We start from the raw sequence: 17,796 nt of genomic DNA on the forward strand, positions 1-17,796 counted from the left end.
ATGGCGAAGTTCAAGGGTGCGCTGATCGGCTGCGGCTTCTTCGCCGTCAACCAGATGCATGGCTGGCGGGACCTGCCGGATGTGGAGATCGTCGCGATCTGCGACCGCGATCCCGAGCGGCTCAACATCGTCGGAGACCAGTTCGGCGTTGCGAGGCGCTATCGGGCGGCGGAGGAAATGTTCGCCGATGGCGGCTTCGATTTCGTCGACGTCGCGACGACGGTTGGCAGCCACCGTGCGCTTGTCGAGCTTGCCGCGCGCCATAAGGTGCCAGCGATCTGCCAGAAGCCGTTCGCGCCGACGCTGGCGGATGCGAAGGCCATGGTCGCCGCCGCCGAGGCGGCCGGTATTCCGCTGATGATCCATGAGAATTTCCGCTGGCAGACGCCGATCCTCGCGGTCAAGGCGGTGCTGGAGAGCGGCGCGATCGGCACACCCTTCTGGGGTCGCGTCTCGTTCCGTTCGGGCTTCGACGTCTTTTCCGGTCAGCCCTATCTCGCCAAGGGCAAGCGTTTCGTCATCGAGGATCTCGGCATCCACTCGCTCGATATCGCCCGCTTCCTGTTCGGCGATGCCGGCCGCATGACGGCCCGCACCAAGCGCATCAATCCGGAGATCGCGGGCGAGGACGTGGCGACCATGCTGCTCGACCACGACAACGGCATCACCTCCATCGTCGATGTCAGCTATGCCACGAAGCTGCCGGAGGAGCCCTTCCCGGAAACCTTCGTCGAGATCGACGCAAGCGAGGGAACGCTCCGCCTCGGCAAGGACTACACGCTCACCGTCCATGGCCCGGACGGCACGACACGAAGCATCGTCGCGCCGAACCTGCTGCCCTGGGCCTCGCGCCCCTGGCACAATATCCAGGAAAGCGTCGCGCTCATCCAGAAGCACTGGATCGAGCGGCTTGCGGCGGGCGCGGAACCGGACACGTCCGGCCGCGACAACCTGAAGACCTTCGCCCTCGTCGAGGCCGCCTATCTCAGCGCCGAGCGCGGCGAGACCATCGCGCTGGAGGAGCTTCTCGGATGAGCGGGGACCTGCTCCGGCTCTATGGAACGCGCGAGCGGGAATCCGAAAGCCGCACGCTCGTCGCCGGCGACCTCAGCGTCGCGTTGCAGGACGGCAATCTGCGCACGCTTCGCTATCGCGGCCACGAAGTACTGCGCGCCGTCTCCTTCCTCGTCCGGGACAAGGACTGGGGGACCTGCAATGCAGCCATCACCGATCTTGTTGCCGAAGAGACCGGGCAGGGCTTCTCCGTCACCTACAAGGCGCGCTTCACGGCCCCGTCGGGCGCCAATCTCGACTGCGCGATTGTGATCACCGGCATGCCGGAGAGGGTGGCCTTTTCCGCCGATTGCGTCAGCGACGGAGATTTCGAGACCGCCCGCGCCGGCTTCGTCGTGCTGCATCCGGTCGTCGGCATCGCCGGCGAGCCGGTCGAGGTGCGCCATGGCGACGGTAGTGTCGAGCATTCGCACTGGCCGGACCGGATCGAGCCATGGCAGCCCTTCAAGGATATCGCCGCGATCACCCACCGGGTCGCGCCGGACATCTCGGCGACGACGGAGTTCCATGGCGACGTCTTCGAGATGGAAGACCAGCGCAACTGGACCGATGGATCCTACAAGACCTATGTCCGCCCACTGGCGCTGCCCTGGCCCTATCTGGTGCCGGCGAACAAGCCGTTCCGCCAGCAGGTGCTCGTGGAAATCCACGCACAGGCGGAGGCGCCGGCTGCGGACGCGTCGAAGGCCGTTTCGCTGAAGCTTTCGCCGACCGGTCTTGCCTTTCCCGAAATCGGCGTCGGGCTCCGGCCGGAGTGCCTTGCCGAAGAGCGGGCCGCCCTTGGCCTGTTGCGGACGATCGGCGCGTGCCACCTCATCGCGCATTTCGATCCCGTCGCGGGCCATGGTCTTTCGGCGCTGAAAGGCTATGCGGAGATCGCCGCCCGGTCCGGCCTCAAGGTGACGCTCGAACTGGCCGTGCCGTGCCGGCGTCCGCTGGACGTGGAGATGAGCGAATTCGCCGCGCTGGTGCGGGAGGCGGGATTGCCGCTCGACACGCTCTTCGTCTGCCCCTCGGTGGACCGGCAGTCGACCCCGCCCGGGAGCGAGTGGCCGGAATGCCCGCCGCTGGAAGATGTCTATGCCGCCGCCCGCGCGGCCTTCCCCGGCGTGCGGCTCGGCGGAGGCATGATGAGCTATTTCACCGAGCTCAACCGTAAGCGCATTCCCGGCGCGCTCGTGGACTATGTCAGCCATTGCACCAACCCAATCGTGCACGCGGCCGATGACCTTTCCGTCATGCAGACTTTCGAGGCGCTGCACCACGTCATCCGTTCGGCGCGCGCCATCCATGGCGACAAGCCCTACCGCATCGGCCCCTCGACAATCGCCATGCGCCAGAACCCCTATGGCAGCGCGACGAAGGAGAACCCGTCCGGATCGCGTATCCCCATGGCCAATGTCGATCCCCGGCACAATGGCGCCTTCGGCGCGGCCTGGACGCTGGCCTATGCCGCGACCGTGGCGTCCGCCGGCCTCGAAGTGCTGACGCTCTCCACGCTGGCCGGGCCGTTCGGGCTTGTCGCGGGCGAGGGGGAGGCGACCGCGAAGGGCGAAATGCGGCCGCTCGCGCATGTCCTGTCGCGGCTCGGCGCCCTTGCCGGGCAGGCGGTTATTGCCGTGGAGACATCGCGGCCGGATGCGGTGCTGGGGCTCGCCACGAAGGAGCGTATTCTCCTCGCCAACATCACGCCTGACATGCAGACCGTCACCCTTGGCGCAACGCCGCTCCGGGTTGCGCTGATCGCAGGAGAGGGCGCGGAGTTGCCGGCGGGCAAATGGATCACGCTGCCGCCCTATGCCTGTATCGAGGTGCTGCTCTAATTCGGGGCCTTAAGGGCATAGAGGGCGCGGGAGCGTTCGAGGTGCTTGATCATCGCCTTTTCGGCAAGGTCCGCATTGCCGTTCTCGATGGCGCGGATGATTTCCTCATGCTCGGCGAGCGTGAAATTCTCGCGGCCCGTCCAGATGAGCATTTCCGTATGGTAGGATTTCAGCCATCCGAGCATCGCGCCGCTGACGGCCGCGAAGATCGGATTGCCGGAAATCCGGGCGATGCACTGATGAAATTCCATGTCCGCGTCGATGAAGGCGTCCGGGTCACCGAGGCTCTGCTTCTGCTTTTCGAGAAGGGCGCGAAGCTCGGCGATCTGTTCCGCCGTCGCCCGGGTCGCCGCCTCGCGGATCATGCCGCGCTCGAAGAAGATGCGGGCGCTTTTCAGGTGCTCCAGCGTGTCGGAGGAGCCGGAGAGCATCATCTTCGCCGGCAGGTCCACCTGGCGGATGATCGTCTCTGCGGTGATGCGCAACACCTTGGCGCGCTCGCCCTGCGAGATCTCGACGAGGCCCTTGCCGGCGAGCGCCTGCATGGCTTCGCGGATGGCGGGACGGCCGACACCGTAGCGTTCCATGAGTTCCCGCTCGGAGGGCATCTCGTCGCCGGCCTTGAGCTCGCCGGTCTCGATCATGTGCCTGAGGCGCGCGAAGACTTCGTCGGAAAGTTTCTTGCGGACGATCGGTTCGGAAACGACGTTCATGAGTCACCTGGTTTCGACAGGTTGGAATATGCACCAAGTTCCGTTGCTGCAACAGCTTTCGCAATGCCGACTTGCAATAACATAAATACTCATTATACCAGCTGGAGAGCTTTCACAAGCGGCCTGCCGTGCGCCGCGGAGGAGAAGACGTGATCCGCCTGACCTATCGGATAGAGACGCCCGGCTCGGTGGAAGCCATGGCGATGAAGATTGCCAGCGACCAGTCGACCGGCACGTTCGTGGCCCTGCCGGGCGAGACGGAGGAGCTGAAGGCGCGGGTGGCGGCCCGTGTCGTCGCCATCCGCCCCCTGCCGCCGGCCGACCGCGCGTCCTTCCCCGATGAAGGCGGCGGCGCCGGGCCGTTCAACCGCGCCGATGTCGATATCGACTTCCCGATGGATGCCGTCGGGACCGACCTGGCCGCGCTGATGACCATCGCGATCGGCGGCGTCTTCTCGATCAAGGGCATGACGGGCATCCGCATCGTCGACATGACGCTGCCGCGGGAATTCGCCGCCGCCCATCCCGGCCCGCAATTCGGCATTCCGGGCAGCTTCGCACTGACGGGCGTGAAGGACCGGCCGATCATCGGCACCATCGTCAAGCCGGCGCTGGGCCTTCGCCCGCATGAGACGGCCGAGATGGTGGGCGAACTCATCGAGGCCGGCGTCGACTTCATCAAGGACGACGAGAAGCTGATGAGCCCGGCCTATTCGCCGCTTGAGGAACGCGTCGCCGCGATCATGCCGAGGATCCTCGACCACGAGCAGAAGACCGGCAAGAAGGTGATGTATGCCTTCGGCATCAGCCATGCCGACCCGGACGAGATGATGCGCAACCACGACATGGTGCTGCAGGCCGGCGGCAATTGCGCCGTGGTCAATATCAATTCCGTCGGCTTCGGCGGCCTTGCCTTCCTGCGCAAGCGATCGGGGCTGGTGCTGCACGCGCACCGCAACGGCTGGGACATTCTCACGCGTCATGCCGGGCTCGGCTTCGAGTTCTCCGTCTGGCAGCAGTTCTGGCGCCTGCTCGGCATCGACCAGTTCCAGATCAACGGCATCCGCGTGAAATACTGGGAGCCGGACGAGAGCTTCGTGCGCTCCTACAAGGCGGTGACGGCCCCGCTGTTTTCCGAGAAGGACATCGCCCTGCCGGTCATCGGCTCCGGCCAGTGGGGCGGACAGGCGCCGGATACGATTGCCGCGACGGGCGGCTCGACGGACCTGCTCTATCTGTGCGGCGGCGGCATCGTCAGCCATCCGGGCGGGCCGGGCGCCGGGGTGAAGGCGGTGAGGCAGGCCTGGGAGGCCGCGGTCGCCGGCATCCCGCTGGAGGCCTATGCCCGCGAGCATTCCGAGCTTGCCCAGTCCATCGAGAAGTTTTCCGGCGGCAAGGGGGCCTGAACCATGACGCGGCCATTGATCAGCTATTACGGCGACGATTTCACCGGTTCGACCGACGTCATGGAGGCGCTTGCCTCGAACGGGGTCGACACCGTGCTGTTCCTCAAGGTGCCGGATGCCACTCTCCTGTCCCGCTTTGCCGGCGCCCGCGCTTTCGGCCTTGCCGGCACGAGCCGCAGCGAGACGCCGGACTGGATGGGTATCCATCTGCGCGAGGCCTTCGGCTGGCTGAAGACGCTTGATGCCGAGCTCTGCCACTACAAGGTCTGCTCGACCTTCGATTCCGCGCCGCATGTCGGCAATATCGGCCGGGCGATCGAGATCGGCCGGCAGGTTTTCGAGACGACGACCGTGCCGCTCATCGTCGGCGCGCCGCAGATCAGGCGCTATACGGCTTTCGGCGAGCTCTTCGCCGCCTATCAGGGCCGCAACTATCGCATCGACCGCCACCCGGTCATGTCCCGCCATCCCGTCACGCCCATGGACGAGGCCAACCTGCTTCTCCATCTCGCCCGCCAGACCGCGCTGACGACCGCGCATATCGACAATGTGGCCCTCCTCGCCGATCCCGCGCCCGAGGCGGCCGACATCCTCCTTCTCGACGTGCTGGACCATGCGACGCAGGCGGCGGCCGGCAAGATGCTGTGGGAGCGGCTGCGCGCCGGCAACCGGTTCGTCTGCGGCTCCTCGGGCGTGGAGTATGCCCTCATTTCCACATGGCGCGAGGCCGGGCTGGTCGGCGAAAAGCCGGACTTTCCGGCGGCAGGGCCCGTCGACCGGATCGCGGTGGTCTCCGGCAGCGTCTCGCCCACCACCGAACGCCAGATCCGCCATGCCCTTGCGAACGGTTTCGAGGGCATTGCCGTCGATCCGTTGGCGCTGTCAGGCGATGCCGCGGAGACGGCCATCGCCGAAGCGGTCGAAGTGGGCCTGCGGGTCCTTGAGACGGGACGCAGCGTCGTGCTCTATACCGCGCTCGGCTCGGCGGCGGATCGGGGCGGGGAACTCGGTTCCGGCGCCCGCCACCGGCTTGGCCGGGCGCTCGGGCGCATCCAGTCGGAGCTTGTCGCCCGGGCAGGTCTTTCCCGCGCCGTGGTGGCGGGCGGCGATACGTCCAGCCACGCGCTCGGGGAAATGGGCATTTCCGCGCTGACCCTGAAGATGCCGCTGCCCCAGACGCCGGGTTCGCCTCTCTGCACCGTGCACGGCGGCGCGAGCGACGGGCTGCAACTGGCGCTCAAGGGCGGGCAGGTCGGCGGAGACGACTACTTCTCGATGATCCGGGCTGGCAGGGCGTAGCCGCCCGGCGCCCGCGCAGGCGGGAACAAAACCGGCCTCTCGTCTGTTCCATGCCGAACAGAAGGAGACATGTCTTGAACAGCCATCATTCTTCCCCCGCAGTCGAATCCCTCAAGCAGGAGCAGCGCAAGCGCCGCACGAAAAAAGACGATCTCGACGAGGGCCTGAAGGAGACGTTCCCCGGCTCCGACCCCGTCTCCGCGACGACGACCTCCATTCCCGCCGGCCGGACCGACAAGGAAGAGGCGTCCAAGGTCCGTGACAGCGACGAATAGGCCCCCCAAATTTGCTGCGCCCCGGCGGATGAAGCTCCGCCGGGGCTTTTTGTCGTCCTGTCGTGGGGTGGCTCATAGCCCGAAGGGGAAGGTATCCGGCATCCGTCCGCTCTTAGCCTCCATGGCAAGCGGAGTGACGGCACGGGTCTCCTCGAACCAGACATAGGCATCGAACTGCCGCGCGAGTTCCACCTTCGCATAGTGGCTGAGCAGTTCGGTTTCGGGCCGGTAGATCACCCCGATGAAGCGTTCGAGCCTCTCGGCGCAGAGCGCCTCCGAGACGCCGGGATGGCGGGCGAAATCGAGAAGCAGCCGTGGCCGGCCGGAGAGATGGAAACATCTCTCGACGCTCTCTTCGTGGGAGGGACGAACGGCGTTGATTTCCATGTCACCATCCCAGTCGCTCGCCGCGGCGACTGTCCCCGTATTCATGCCGAAGCCGATCAGCGCCGCCGCATCGCCGTATTTCTCGCGGCATAGCTGGCCGATATTGAGCTCCCCGCGAACCTTGCCCATGTCGGTGCGGCGCGCGTCGCCGATATGGGAATTGTGCGCCCAGACCACGGCCTTGCCATCCGGCCCCGCGCGGTCGAGAAGCCGTTCCAGCGTTTCGAACATGTGGCGATCGCGAAGGTTCCAGGCGTCCGCCCCGCCGTAATACATGATGCGGTAGTATTTTTCGGCCGAGGCGACGAGGCGGGCGTTCTGCGCGGCGTCGAAGAGAGCGTCGGGCTCCCGCGTCATCGCATCGAGCGCCTGCCGAAGCAGCTCGCGACATTGCTGCACGACCGCTTTCTCGCAGGTATGATAGCCGGCGGTGAGCACCGCCCGGCCATAGGTGTCAGGCGCGTTCTGCCAGGGTGTCAGACAGCCGTAGCGCTCGCGCGCGATTGCCGCCGCCTGCGGGTCCGTGGCATCCAGATAAGCGAGGACCGCAGCGATGGAGCCGCGCATATTATAGATGTCGAGGCCGTAGAAACCGGCCTGCCTGCCCGTCGTGGCCGCGTTGTGGGATCGCAGCCGGCGGATGAAGGCATCCACCTCGCGGTTGCGCCACATCCACGTCGGAAAGCGCTGGAAGGGCGGCGCTTCGCCCGCCTTCTGCCGCCCGCGGACGAAACGGTCGACCACCGCCGCATCCGGCCAGTCGGCCTCCACCGCGACGATGGTGAAGCCGTGCCGCTCGACGAGGCGCCGGGTGATCGCGGCGCGGGCGCGGTAGAATTCGGACGTGCCATGGCTTGCTTCGCCAAGAAGGACGACGCGCCGGTCGGCGAAGCGTTCGAAGAGATCGGCGAAGGCGGGATCGTCGGGGGACGGCAGGTCCTCGCCGGCTTCCGCGATCAGGTCTGGCAGGTGCTGCCGCAAATGGGCGGTTGCCGGCTGCGAATGCTCGCGCCAGCCCGCTTCCCCGATCAGCGGAACGAAGAAGACCGCACCGAGATCCTCTTCCTCATAGCGGCCGGCCGCGAGCCGGGTGATGCGAACGAGCCGCTGCGAACGCTCCTGTTGCCCGATGGGGATGATGAGGCGGCCGCCGATTTCCAGTTGTTCCTTCAGGGCCATCGGCGCTGAAGGCCCGCCGGCGGAAACCAGAATGGCATCGAAGGGTGCCTTTTCCGGCCAGCCTTTCGTGCCGTCGCCGGTACGCACCGCGACGTTGCGACGGTCGAGCGCCGCCAGCCGCTGCGAGGCTTTTTCCGCAAGGGCTGCATGGCGCTCGATGGCGGAGACCTGTCGCGCCAGATGGCTGAGGACGGCGGCCGCATAGCCGGAGCCGGCTCCCACTTCGAGCACATTGTCCGTCGCTTCGATTTCCGCCGCCTCCGCCATGCGGGCGACGATATAGGGCTGGGAAATGGTCTGGCCCTCGGCGATCGGCAGCGGGGAATCCTCATAGGCGAACTCCTCGAAACCCTGCTCGACGAAAGCCTCCCGCGGCACGGCTTCCATCGCCTTCAGCACCCGCGCATCCGCGATGCCGCGGCGCGCGAGATGCCGCTCCACCATCTGGTGCCGGGCATAGTCGTGATCGAACATGGAAGCCTCCCTTTGGCTGGTTGGCGTCTGTTCGATCAACCGGCCGGGACGGGGCATTGTTCCGCTTTTCCTTCCCTTACGAAGGCTCAGACCCGGTCTTCCTCGTATTGCGCGGCGCCCTCGATGGACCGGAGCCAGGGCTCGCGGCGCTTGACCCAGAGCTCGTAGCTCGGCGTGAAAGGCGTCGGTGCCTCGGGCAGGGTACCGAGCTTGACTTCGGCCTCCCGCTCGTCGAGCGAAAACAGCCGGCCGCCGCAATGCGGGCAATAGCAGCGGCCCTGGAAGTTGGCGGCATCGCCGGAATACTCGAACTGGCTGGCCGGCCAGATACCGTAGAAGGTGAAGGCGGATCCGCTCTCCTGCCGGCAGTCTGTGCAGTGGCAGATGCCGACGCGCAGCGGTTCTCCCCGCACGGAAAGCCGCACCTGCCCGCAAAGGCATTGTCCCGATAGCGTCGTCATGCGATCTCCCTTCGGCCTTGTCGCGCTTGTGAGAACGGGCGTGCCGCCCAGTGGTTCCAGGCTATCGATCTTCCGAAGGGTTGGCGAGGGCTCGTCAGAGCCACTTGGGCGCGTTCGTCCGTTCATGCGCGCGCAGTTTTTCGATGAGGCTTGCCGGATCGCTGTCGACGGCGATGCTTCCGCGGTGCGCGGCAGGCAGGAACTTCGTCTCGACCATCCTGTCGAGAAAGGCGAGGAAGGGCGAGAAGAAGCCCGCCACGTTCAGGAGGCCGGCGGGTTTGTCCATTTCGCCGAGCTGGTTCATGGACCAAACGACCATCAGTTCCTCGACCGTTCCGATCCCGCCCGGCAGCACGACGAAGGCGTCGGCCAGCTCGATCATGCGCGCCTTGCGGATGCCGAGGGTCGGCACGATCTCGTGGCGGGTGAGGTCGGGATGGGAGTGCCCGCGTGCATGGAGGCTCTCGGTGATGACGCCATGGACCGTGCCGCCGCCGGCAAGGACGGCGTCCGCCACGACGGTCATCAGCCCCTTGGTCGTGCCGCCATAGACGAGGGCGATGCCGGCTTCCGCGAGCGCCGTGCCGAGCGCCCTTGCGCCGTCCACATAGGCGTCGCCTTCGCCGGTGTTCGATCCGCAGAATACGGCAATCGTGCCGAGCGTCTTCGTCATGGCCTGTTCCTTTCGTTCGGCGTTCAATCCCCGTGCCCGCTGTAGCGCAACAGCGCGGGAACGCGAAGCGCCAGAAAGGCGAGGAAGGTTGCGAGCAGCGTTCCGCTGATCAACGCCACATGGGTGATACCGATGAGCTCGGCCGCCGCGCCGAGCATGATGCTGGCAAGCGGCATGACGCCAATGGTCAATTCCTGGATGCCCATGACGCGGCCCTGCACATGCGGCTCCGTCATCATCAGCATCAGCGTCGTCTGCAGGATGCCGAAGGGCGCCGCGACAAGGCCGATGAGAACCATTAGCGCGAAGGAAAGGGGCACGGAGGAACAGAGGGCGAAGACTGCCCAGAGCGCGCCCCAGATCGCCGTGCCCAGCACGAAGAGGCCGCCCTTGAAGCGGAAGTCGCCGAGCGCCGCGACGATCACCGAACCGGCGAGGCCACCCATCCCGGCGCAGGCCAGCAGCCAGCCGAGGCCGCTCGGCGAAAGCCCCAGATGCTCCTTGGCGATGACGGGCATGAAACCCTGATAGATCGGCCAGAGCAGGATGTTGGCGGCAAAGGTGACGAGCAGCACGGAACCGAGAAGGCGGTTCGAGAGGACCGTGCTGAAACCGGCCGAAAGCAGAATCCGGAGTTTCTGGGGACCGATGGCCTCATGGCTGTTCTTCACCTGCCGGAGCGGCCAGAGCGCGAGGAAGGCAACGAGATACCAGAGCGCCGAGATCGCCAGCGCCGCAGCCGCCCCGAAGGCGGCGATCATCGCGCCGCCAAGCGCCGGGCCGATCACCTGCGTCATGCTCAGGACGATGGAGTTGAGCGCATTGGCATTGCTGAGGCTCCTTCGCCCGACAAGCTCGCTGACGAGCGTGAAGCGCGCCGGCTGCGAGGGGGATTGTGCAAGGCCGATGCAGAACCCCGCCGCAACGAGGCCGGCAAAGGATATGCTGTCCAGCGCCACGAGAAGGGCGACGACGGTCAGGACGCAGAACGCCCAGCCCGACGCAACGAGCAGCAGCCGCGGCCGGTTGAAGCGGTCGGAGATCACGCCGGCAAGGGGCCCGAGCATCAGCGGCGAAAGCCGCGCCGCGGTGAAGATGGCGACGGAGAATTCCGAGCCCGTCATCTCGAAGACCAGCCAGCCGAGCACGAGGGTCTGCGTCCAAACGCCGGCAAAGAAGAAGAGGTTGGAAACCCACAGCAGCCGATAGCGGGGATAAAGGATGAGCGAAGAGGCGACCCGGCCGAGGAGACCGGCGGGCACGGCACGGGGCATCGGCAATTCCAGCGCCGCGCTGGTGGCATCCTCGGCAAGAGCGGTGGTCTCGGATCGCGGCATGTTCGGCTTCCTGCACTGCGGCCAAGCGCCCGCCGGCGCGGAGGGCGGGTACGGCATGTCCGTATCGATGTGTTCGGCGTGACGACGTCCCTGCGGGTGGCGACGGGACGGAAGGGGAGGCCGGTTCGATATCCGGCCGCCTGTTTATAGGCGCGCGCATCCGGTTTCCGAAATTAAATCTCCCGATGCCTTTCATTGAATTGCTGAATGACGCCCCGGCGCGGGCAGCCGCGATCATTCTTTGGTGAGGACCGGCGAAATCCCGCAGGGAGGCGTTGTCTTCGCCCTATCCGCATGGTATGCATCTCTATCATTAGCCCCCTAATAGTAGCTTCCTCTATGAGTGCCCATTCCCTCGCTCTGCTGGCCGACATCGCGCGCCTCGTGCGCAAGCGATTCGAACAGCGGGCGCAAAGCCTCGGCCTGACGCGATCGCAGTGGCGCACGCTCGCCTATCTGTCGAAGAACGAGGGCATTCATCAGGGCGGATTGGCGGAGCTTCTGGAAATCGAGCCGATCGCGCTGGTGCGCGTTCTCGACAAGCTTGCCGAGCGCGGATTGATCGAGCGCCGGCGCCATCCCTCCGACCGGCGCATCTGGCTCCTCTACCTGCGCGACGAGGTGCGTCCGCTGCTGGCCGAAATCCACGAACTGGCCGATGCGACGCGCGCCGAGGCGCTGCTCGGCATCGCGCCGGAGCGGCTCGACGAAACATTCACTGTGCTTTCCGAAATAAAGGCGAACCTCGTCCTGGCCTGCGAGGCGCCGACTGGCGAAAAAGAGCAAGAGCATGACTGACAAGCCCACCTTCCGCGTCATCACCGACGCCGATGCCGAAAATGCCGCCGACAGAGGCGAGACCCTGGAGGCGCAAGGTACGGTCGCCGAAGCGCCGTCCCCCGTTTCCGGCGCGACTGCCGAGGCAGTGCCCGCACCCGAGCTGCCGCGCCGCCGGCGCTCGCTCACCCGGCCGGTCCTCTTCGCCCTGCTCCCGGTCGCCCTCGTAGTAGGCGGCTATTATTACGTCACCGGCGGGCAGGTCATGGCGACCGACAATGCCTATATCCAGGCGGACATGGTGGGCATCGCGACCGACGTCTCGGGCATCGTCGAGCGCATCGACGTACATGAGAACGAGGCGGTGAAGGCCGGCCAGCCGCTCTTCACCCTGCGGCCCGATGCCTTCCGCATCACGCTCGAAGGCGCCAAGGCGCAGCTCGGCGTCCAGCGGAACCAGATCGAGAACCTCAAGGCGAGCTACCGCCAGTCGCTGGCGGAGATCACGCAGGCGGAAGCGGACCTGCCCTATTTCCAGGCGCAGTTCGACCGCCAGCAGAGCCTGCTGAACGGCGGAAGCGCCAGCCGCTCGGCCTATGACGAAGCCAAGCACAATCTCGACACCGCGCGCCAGAAGGTTTCCGTGAGCAAGGCCGAGGCCGCCGTCACGCTCGCCCAGCTCGGCGGCGACGCCGACCGGCCGGCCGAGGAATATCCGCTCTATCTCCAGGCGAAATCCAGCGTGGACAACGCCCAGCGCGAACTCGACCATACCGTCGTGCGTGCGCCCTTCGACGGCGTCGTCACCAATGTCAACGCGCTACAGGTCGGCTCCTACCTTCAGGCCTCGCAGCAGGCGTTCTCGCTGGTCTCGACCAACCGCCTGTGGATCGCGGCCAATCCCAAGGAGACCGAGCTGACCTATGTGAAGCCCGGCCAGGAGGCCACGATCTATGTCGACACCTATCCGGGCGTTTCCTGGAAGGGCAAGGTCGAGAGCATCAGCCCGGCCTCCGGCTCGTCCTTCTCGCTCCTGCCGGCGCAGAACACCTCCGGCAACTGGGTCAAGGTCGTGCAGCGCATTCCCATGCGCGTGAGCATCGAGGATGCCGAAGGCAAGCCGCCGCTGCGCGTGGGCATGAGCACCGTCGTCGATATCGACACTGGCCACGCCCGCGGCCTGCCGGATTCCATCCAGGGCATGCTGGACAGCATCAGCGGCAAGAAACATGGCTAGTTCCACGGACGCACCGACCGTCATCGTGGCCAATCGCGGCGCGATCACGGCCTGCGTCATCCTCGCCGTCATCATGCAGGCGCTGGACACGACCATCGCCAATGTCGCGCTGCCCTTCATCCAGGGCAGCGTGTCGGCGTCGGCCGACCAGATCAACTGGGTGCTGACCTCCTATATCGTGGCGGCCGCCATCATGACGCCGCCCTCGGGCTTCCTTGCGGCCAAGTTCGGCCGCAAGCGGGTACTGCTGACGGCCATTGCCGGCTTCGTCTTCGCCTCGGTCCTCTGCGGCCTTGCGCAGTCGCTCAACCAGATCGTCGCCTTCCGCCTGTTGCAGGGCCTGTTCGGCGCGGCGTTGGTGCCGCTGTCGCAGGGCATCCTGCTCGATATCTACACGGTCGAGGAACGCGGCTCGGCCATGGCGCTCTTCGGCGTCTCGGTGATGGTCGGGCCTGTGCTCGGGCCGGTCATCGGCGGCTGGCTCACCGACAATATCAGCTGGCGCTGGGTGTTCTACATCAACGTGCCGATCGGCGCGCTCGCCTTTGCCGGCATCGTCATCTTCGTGAACGAGACCCTGCGGGACGCGCTTGCCAAGCTCGACTGGTTCGGCTTCGGCATGATGAGTCTCTTCATCGGCGCGCTACAGCTCTTCCTCGACCGTGGCGAGCAGCTCGACTGGTTCTCCTCCGGCGAAATCCTCGTCGAGGCCATCATCTGCGCGGCGGCCTTCTATCTTCTCGTCGTGCATACGCTGACGTCCGAGAAATCCTTCGTCAATCCGCGGCTTTTCCTCGACCAGAACTTCGCCGTCAGCATGATCTTCATCTTCGTGATCGGCATCACCTATCTGGCGTCGCTGGCGCTGATGACGCCCTATCTCCAGACGCTGATGGGCTATCCGGTCATCACCGCCGGCATCGTCATGGGGCCGCGCGGCCTCGGCACCATGCTGTGCATGTTCCTGATCGGGCGACTGATCGGCAAGGTGGATACGCGAATCCTGCTTTCCGCCGGCCTCGGGCTGACGGCCTGGGCGATGTACGACATGACCGCCTGGACGCCGGACGTCTCGCAATGGACCATCGTTTCCGTCGGCTTCGTGCAGGGCGCCGGCCTCGGCTTCCTCTTCGTGCCGCTGACGACCATGGCCTTCTCGACCCTGCCGCCGGAGATGCGCGGAGACGGTACGGGCCTCTACAACCTTTCGCGAAACATCGGCTCGTCCGTCGGCATCTCGCTGGTGACGGCGCTGATCACCGAGAGCGTGCAGAGCAATCACGAAAGCATCGCCGCCTATGTGACGCCGTTCAACCACGCCTTCAACAATCCGGCCGTGCAGCAGCATCTCAACCCGCTGACGGAGGCCGGGCGCGCCGCGCTCGACAGCACCATCACCCTGCAGGCAACGATCATCGCCTATATGGACGATTTCAAGCTGCTGATGCTGCTCTCGCTTGCCGTCATGCCGCTCGTCCTGCTGCTCAAGAAGCCGCAAGCGGCCCCGGCGCTCGATCACAGCGCGGTGGTGGACTAGCCGGGCAGCGGCCCGTCACCGGCTGAGCTTCGTAGCGACGTCGAGGAGCACGTTGGCGCCGGCGACGAGATCGGCCTCGTCGGTATGTTCGGCCGGATTGTGGCTGATGCCGCCCTTCGACGGTACAAAGATCATCGCCGAAGGGGCGATGCGGGCGATCATCTGCGCATCATGCCCCGCGCCCGATGTCATGCGCCGGCAGCTCAGCTGGCGTCCCGCCGCCGATGCCTCGATAGCCGTCACGATTTCCGGCGCGAAGGCAACGGGCTGGAAGCGCGCCAGACGCTCCGTCGATATCTCGAAGCCTTCGCCCTGCAGTTTCTTCAGAAAGGCATCGAGCGCGGTTTCCTGTCCCTTGAGCCTTTCTTCATCGGGATTGCGCAGATCGACCGTGAAGATCGCTGCCGAGGGAATGACGTTGATCGCATTGGGCTCGAAGCGGATCGTACCGACCGTCGCGACCGCACCCGGCGTTTCGCGGGCAAGCCGGTCGAGGAAGGCGAGCGTGCGGCCGGCGGCAACGCCGGCGTCGCGGCGCATCGCCATGGGCGTCGTGCCAGCGTGGTTGGCCATGCCGCCGATGGTGATCCTCTGCCAGGAAATGCCCTGCAGGTTCTCGACCGCCCCGATCGGAGCTCCTTCCGCCTCGAGGATTGGTCCCTGCTCTATATGGAGTTCGATATAGGCATGCGGCCTGAGGAAGCCCGGTTCGCGCGTCCCGGCATAGCCGATGCGCGCCAGCTCCACCCCGAGCGTCGTGCCGTCGCTGCCGATGGTGGCGAGCGCATCGTCCGCGCCGAGCCCTCCGGCCGCGACCAGGCTGCCCATCATGTCGGGCGCATAGCGCACGCCTTCCTCGTTGGTATAGGCGACGACGGCAAGAGGCCGCGAGGGGCGAAAACCTGCCTGCTGCATCGCCTCGATCACGGCAAGGCCCGAAAGAACGCCGTAGCAGCCGTCATAGATACCCGCGTCGATCACCGTATCGATATGGGAGCCCATGACGACCGGGTCGCCGGAGGCGCCCTCCGGCTCCCACAGGCCATGAATGTTGCCGATGCGGTCGATTTCGATGCGGAGGCCGGCTTCCCCGAGCCACGCGCACAGAAGATCCCGTCCCACCCGGTCGGCATCGGTCGCGGCAAGGCGGCAGAGCCGGCCGGCCTCGTCCCGCCCCGTATCGCCAAGCGCCTTCAGGCGGGCAGTCAGACGGGCGGCGTCGATGGCGGCGATCATGCAGCGCCTCCGTTGCGGACGGCTTCGGGGCTGCGGCCGACGATCCTCTCGTAGAGGGCTGGGTCGGTCGCGCCTTCCGTGTTGACGATGAGCACGCGCGCCTTGCTGTCGAGACCGATCCGGGCGGCAAGCGCGGGGTCGCGAAGCGCCGTCAGAAGACCCGCCAGCCCGGCACTTCCGCTTTCGCCGGCAACGATGGCGGGGTCCTCGCCGACGGGATTGGCGAGGCGGCGCATCGCCTCCGGCGCGACATCCTCCTCGACCGTCATGAAGCCATCCGCGACCCGCTCGAGGACACGGAAGGCGACCAGCGACGGCTCATAGCATTCCAGCATCGCCATGATGGTCGGCTCTCCCTCTTCCACCTTGACCACATGGCCCGCGCGGGCGCTCTCATAAATGCTGGCGGCGCGCGCCGGATCGACCACCGTGACATGCGGACGATTATCGCCGAGCGCCATCGCCATATGCCCGCTGACCGCAGCGGCAAAGCCGCCGACGCCGGCCTGGAGAAAGACATGGGTCGGGGGTTCGGCAAGCGAGGCGAGGGCTTCGCGAACCAATGCGGTATAGCCCTGCGACACGAGGCCGGGAGCGTATTCATAGCCGGGCCATGAGGTGTCGGAGAGGATCGTCCAGCCCTCTTCGGTTGCCACGCGCGCGGCTTCGGCAACGGAGACGTCGTAATTCCCGTCGACGCGCACCATTTTCGCACCGAAGCGGGCGATGGCCTCGATGCGGGCATCGCTGACGCCGGAATGGACGAAGATCACCGCGCGGGCGCCCATCAGCGCCGCGCCCTGTGCAACCGACCGGCCGTGATTGCCATCGGTCGCGCAGGCAAAGGTCATGGTCGCGGCGATGGCGCGGACCTCGTCCGACATGAGTTCAGCGATGGGGACGGGGCGGCCAAGGTGGCGCTCGGCCTCCTCCTTCACCAGGATCATCAGCGCATAGGCGCCGCCCAGTGCCTTGAAGGAGCCGAGGCCGAGGCGAAAGCCCTCGTCCTTGACATATAGGGCCCCGATGCCGAGTTCGGCGGCAAGGCCGGGCAGCGTGTGGAGCGGCGTCGCATCGTTGTTCTCGCGAAGGGCGAGGACCTGCGCCACCCGCCCGGCCGCCGCGATGCCCAGCGTTTCGGCGTCGCGTGCGTCCAGCGGTTGCCGATAACCGGGCAGGGTGTTCGTCAAATAGGGCAAGGTGGGCATCGGTGTCTCCTCGGGCAGATATCGGATGAAGGATATTTCAACGGAGGAGAGAAAGGCGCTGTGTTTTGCGACCTTCGATGCATTTCTGTTTCGTTCAGGCCGGGGCGGGCTGACTTTTGTTCCGCGCCACGCAGGAACGTCACTCCAGCGGAATGCTCAATCCCACCTTGACGCGCTCCATGGAAACGAACGTCCGGAAGCGTTTCACATTGTTGTTGCCGAAAAAGAGCCTTCGCGTCAGCGCCTCGTAATCCGACATCGCGCGCACGATGACGATCAGGATGAAATCCGCCTCTCCCGTCACATAATAGCATTGCTGCACCTCCGGCGCGGCGGCGAAGGAGCGTTTGGCGGCGTCGTAAAGCTCTGCGCGCTCGCTTTCCATCTCCACTTCGACGAAAAGCGTGATCGACCGGTCGACCCTCGCCGGATCGACGAGCGCGACATTGGCCCTGATGACCCCGATCTCCTCCATGCGCCGGATGCGGCGCTGGACGGCCGGCGCGGAGAGGTGGATCATCTCTGCGATGGTTCGCTGCGGCGTCTTGTTGTCCCGCTGCAGGATGTCGAGGATCTTCAGGTCCAGCCGGTCGAGCTCGGCGGAACCGCGTGTCGGCTTCTCGCTCATCTTCAGCGCCTTTCGCAACGAAATTGCGTGGCTGCGCCGGATTTCCGGCGCAGCTTTCACATGGTGCCGAGC

Annotated in this window: 16 protein-coding genes; 8 read left to right on the forward strand and 8 right to left on the reverse strand. The window is 66.0% G+C overall.

The genetic code is table 11. The annotated features are described in order from the left end of the window. Both DSD28_RS07190 and apnL read left to right on the forward strand, forming a co-directional pair. Positions 1–1,035: a Gfo/Idh/MocA family protein gene (locus tag DSD28_RS07190; protein ID WP_119255698.1), complete on the forward strand. Its 1,035-nt coding sequence runs from the start codon at positions 1–3 to the stop codon at positions 1,033–1,035. After that, positions 1,032–2,897, forward strand: coding sequence for a D-apionate lactonase (gene apnL / locus DSD28_RS07195; RefSeq protein ID WP_119255699.1), 1,866 nt, complete (start codon positions 1,032–1,034; stop codon positions 2,895–2,897). Before DSD28_RS07190 ends, apnL begins: the two co-directional genes overlap by 4 nt. Here apnL and DSD28_RS07200 read toward each other — a convergent pair. After that, on the reverse strand, positions 2,894–3,610 hold the full coding sequence (locus tag DSD28_RS07200) for a transcriptional regulator NanR (RefSeq protein WP_119255700.1): 717 nt from the start codon (positions 3,608–3,610) through the stop codon (positions 2,894–2,896). The genes apnL and DSD28_RS07200 overlap by 4 nt on opposite strands. Before the next feature lie 149 nt (positions 3,611–3,759). Here DSD28_RS07200 and oiaX point away from each other — a divergent pair, with 149 nt between their 5' ends. The 3 genes from oiaX to DSD28_RS07215 all read left to right on the forward strand — a co-directional run bounded on the left by oiaX (position 3,760) and on the right by DSD28_RS07215 (position 6,590). Continuing rightward, complete coding sequence (gene oiaX / locus DSD28_RS07205) at positions 3,760–5,016, forward strand: 3-oxo-isoapionate-4-phosphate decarboxylase OiaX (RefSeq protein WP_119255701.1); 1,257 nt, start codon at positions 3,760–3,762, stop codon at positions 5,014–5,016. Positions 5,017–5,019: 3 nt separating this feature from the next. After that, entirely contained in the window at positions 5,020–6,315 is a 1,296-nt protein-coding gene (locus tag DSD28_RS07210; RefSeq protein ID WP_119255702.1) for a four-carbon acid sugar kinase family protein, read from the forward strand. 74 nt (positions 6,316–6,389) lie between these two features. Further along, the gene (locus tag DSD28_RS07215; protein WP_119255703.1) at positions 6,390–6,590 is read left to right on the forward strand and encodes a hypothetical protein; all 201 of its coding nucleotides are present in this window, start codon (positions 6,390–6,392) and stop codon (positions 6,588–6,590) included. 72 nt (positions 6,591–6,662) lie between these two features. Here DSD28_RS07215 and DSD28_RS07220 read toward each other — a convergent pair whose 3' ends face one another. The 4 genes from DSD28_RS07220 to DSD28_RS07235 all read right to left on the reverse strand — a co-directional run bounded on the left by DSD28_RS07220 (position 6,663) and on the right by DSD28_RS07235 (position 11,101). Next, positions 6,663–8,630: a protein-L-isoaspartate(D-aspartate) O-methyltransferase gene (locus tag DSD28_RS07220; RefSeq protein WP_119255704.1), complete on the reverse strand. Its 1,968-nt coding sequence runs from the start codon at positions 8,628–8,630 to the stop codon at positions 6,663–6,665. Positions 8,631–8,716: 86 nt separating this feature from the next. Continuing rightward, positions 8,717–9,091 carry a GFA family protein gene (locus DSD28_RS07225; protein WP_119255705.1) on the reverse strand — a complete coding sequence of 125 codons (375 nt, stop codon included), beginning with the start codon at positions 9,089–9,091 and terminating at the stop codon, positions 8,717–8,719. A gap of 94 nt (positions 9,092–9,185) precedes the next feature. Then, a complete protein-coding gene (locus tag DSD28_RS07230) occupies positions 9,186–9,764 on the reverse strand; it encodes a TIGR00730 family Rossman fold protein (RefSeq protein WP_119255706.1) in 579 nt (192 codons plus the stop codon). A 23-nt stretch (positions 9,765–9,787) separates the two neighbouring features. Continuing rightward, the gene (locus tag DSD28_RS07235) at positions 9,788–11,101 is read right to left on the reverse strand and encodes an MFS transporter (RefSeq protein WP_119255707.1); all 1,314 of its coding nucleotides are present in this window, start codon (positions 11,099–11,101) and stop codon (positions 9,788–9,790) included. Positions 11,102–11,440: 339 nt separating this feature from the next. Between DSD28_RS07235 and DSD28_RS07240 the strand changes: the two genes are divergently transcribed. The 3 genes from DSD28_RS07240 to DSD28_RS07250 are packed head-to-tail and all read left to right on the forward strand — an operon-like array spanning position 11,441 to position 14,652. Continuing rightward, a complete protein-coding gene (locus tag DSD28_RS07240) occupies positions 11,441–11,899 on the forward strand; it encodes a MarR family winged helix-turn-helix transcriptional regulator (RefSeq protein WP_119255708.1) in 459 nt (152 codons plus the stop codon). Continuing rightward, a complete protein-coding gene (locus DSD28_RS07245; protein ID WP_119255709.1) occupies positions 11,892–13,115 on the forward strand; it encodes an HlyD family secretion protein in 1,224 nt (407 codons plus the stop codon). Before DSD28_RS07240 ends, DSD28_RS07245 begins: the two co-directional genes overlap by 8 nt. Beyond that, the gene (locus DSD28_RS07250) at positions 13,108–14,652 is read left to right on the forward strand and encodes a DHA2 family efflux MFS transporter permease subunit (RefSeq protein ID WP_119255710.1); all 1,545 of its coding nucleotides are present in this window, start codon (positions 13,108–13,110) and stop codon (positions 14,650–14,652) included. The genes DSD28_RS07245 and DSD28_RS07250 overlap by 8 nt, the downstream gene beginning before the upstream one ends. Before the next feature lie 15 nt (positions 14,653–14,667). On the opposite strand, the gene DSD28_RS07255 is transcribed toward DSD28_RS07250, so the two are convergent. The 3 genes from DSD28_RS07255 to DSD28_RS07265 form a co-directional block, all read right to left on the reverse strand. Continuing rightward, entirely contained in the window at positions 14,668–15,888 is a 1,221-nt protein-coding gene (locus DSD28_RS07255) for a Zn-dependent hydrolase (RefSeq protein ID WP_119255711.1), read from the reverse strand. Further along, entirely contained in the window at positions 15,885–17,096 is a 1,212-nt protein-coding gene (locus tag DSD28_RS07260) for a diaminopropionate ammonia-lyase (protein ID WP_119255712.1), read from the reverse strand. Before DSD28_RS07260 ends, DSD28_RS07255 begins: the two co-directional genes overlap by 4 nt. Positions 17,097–17,235: 139 nt before the next feature. After that, positions 17,236–17,724: an Lrp/AsnC family transcriptional regulator gene (locus tag DSD28_RS07265; RefSeq protein WP_119255939.1), complete on the reverse strand. Its 489-nt coding sequence runs from the start codon at positions 17,722–17,724 to the stop codon at positions 17,236–17,238. Positions 17,725–17,796 lie beyond the last annotated feature (72 nt).

It is taken from the genome of Shinella zoogloeoides (assembly GCF_003574625.1).
Classification (GTDB): Bacteria; Pseudomonadota; Alphaproteobacteria; order Rhizobiales; family Rhizobiaceae; genus Shinella; species Shinella zoogloeoides_A.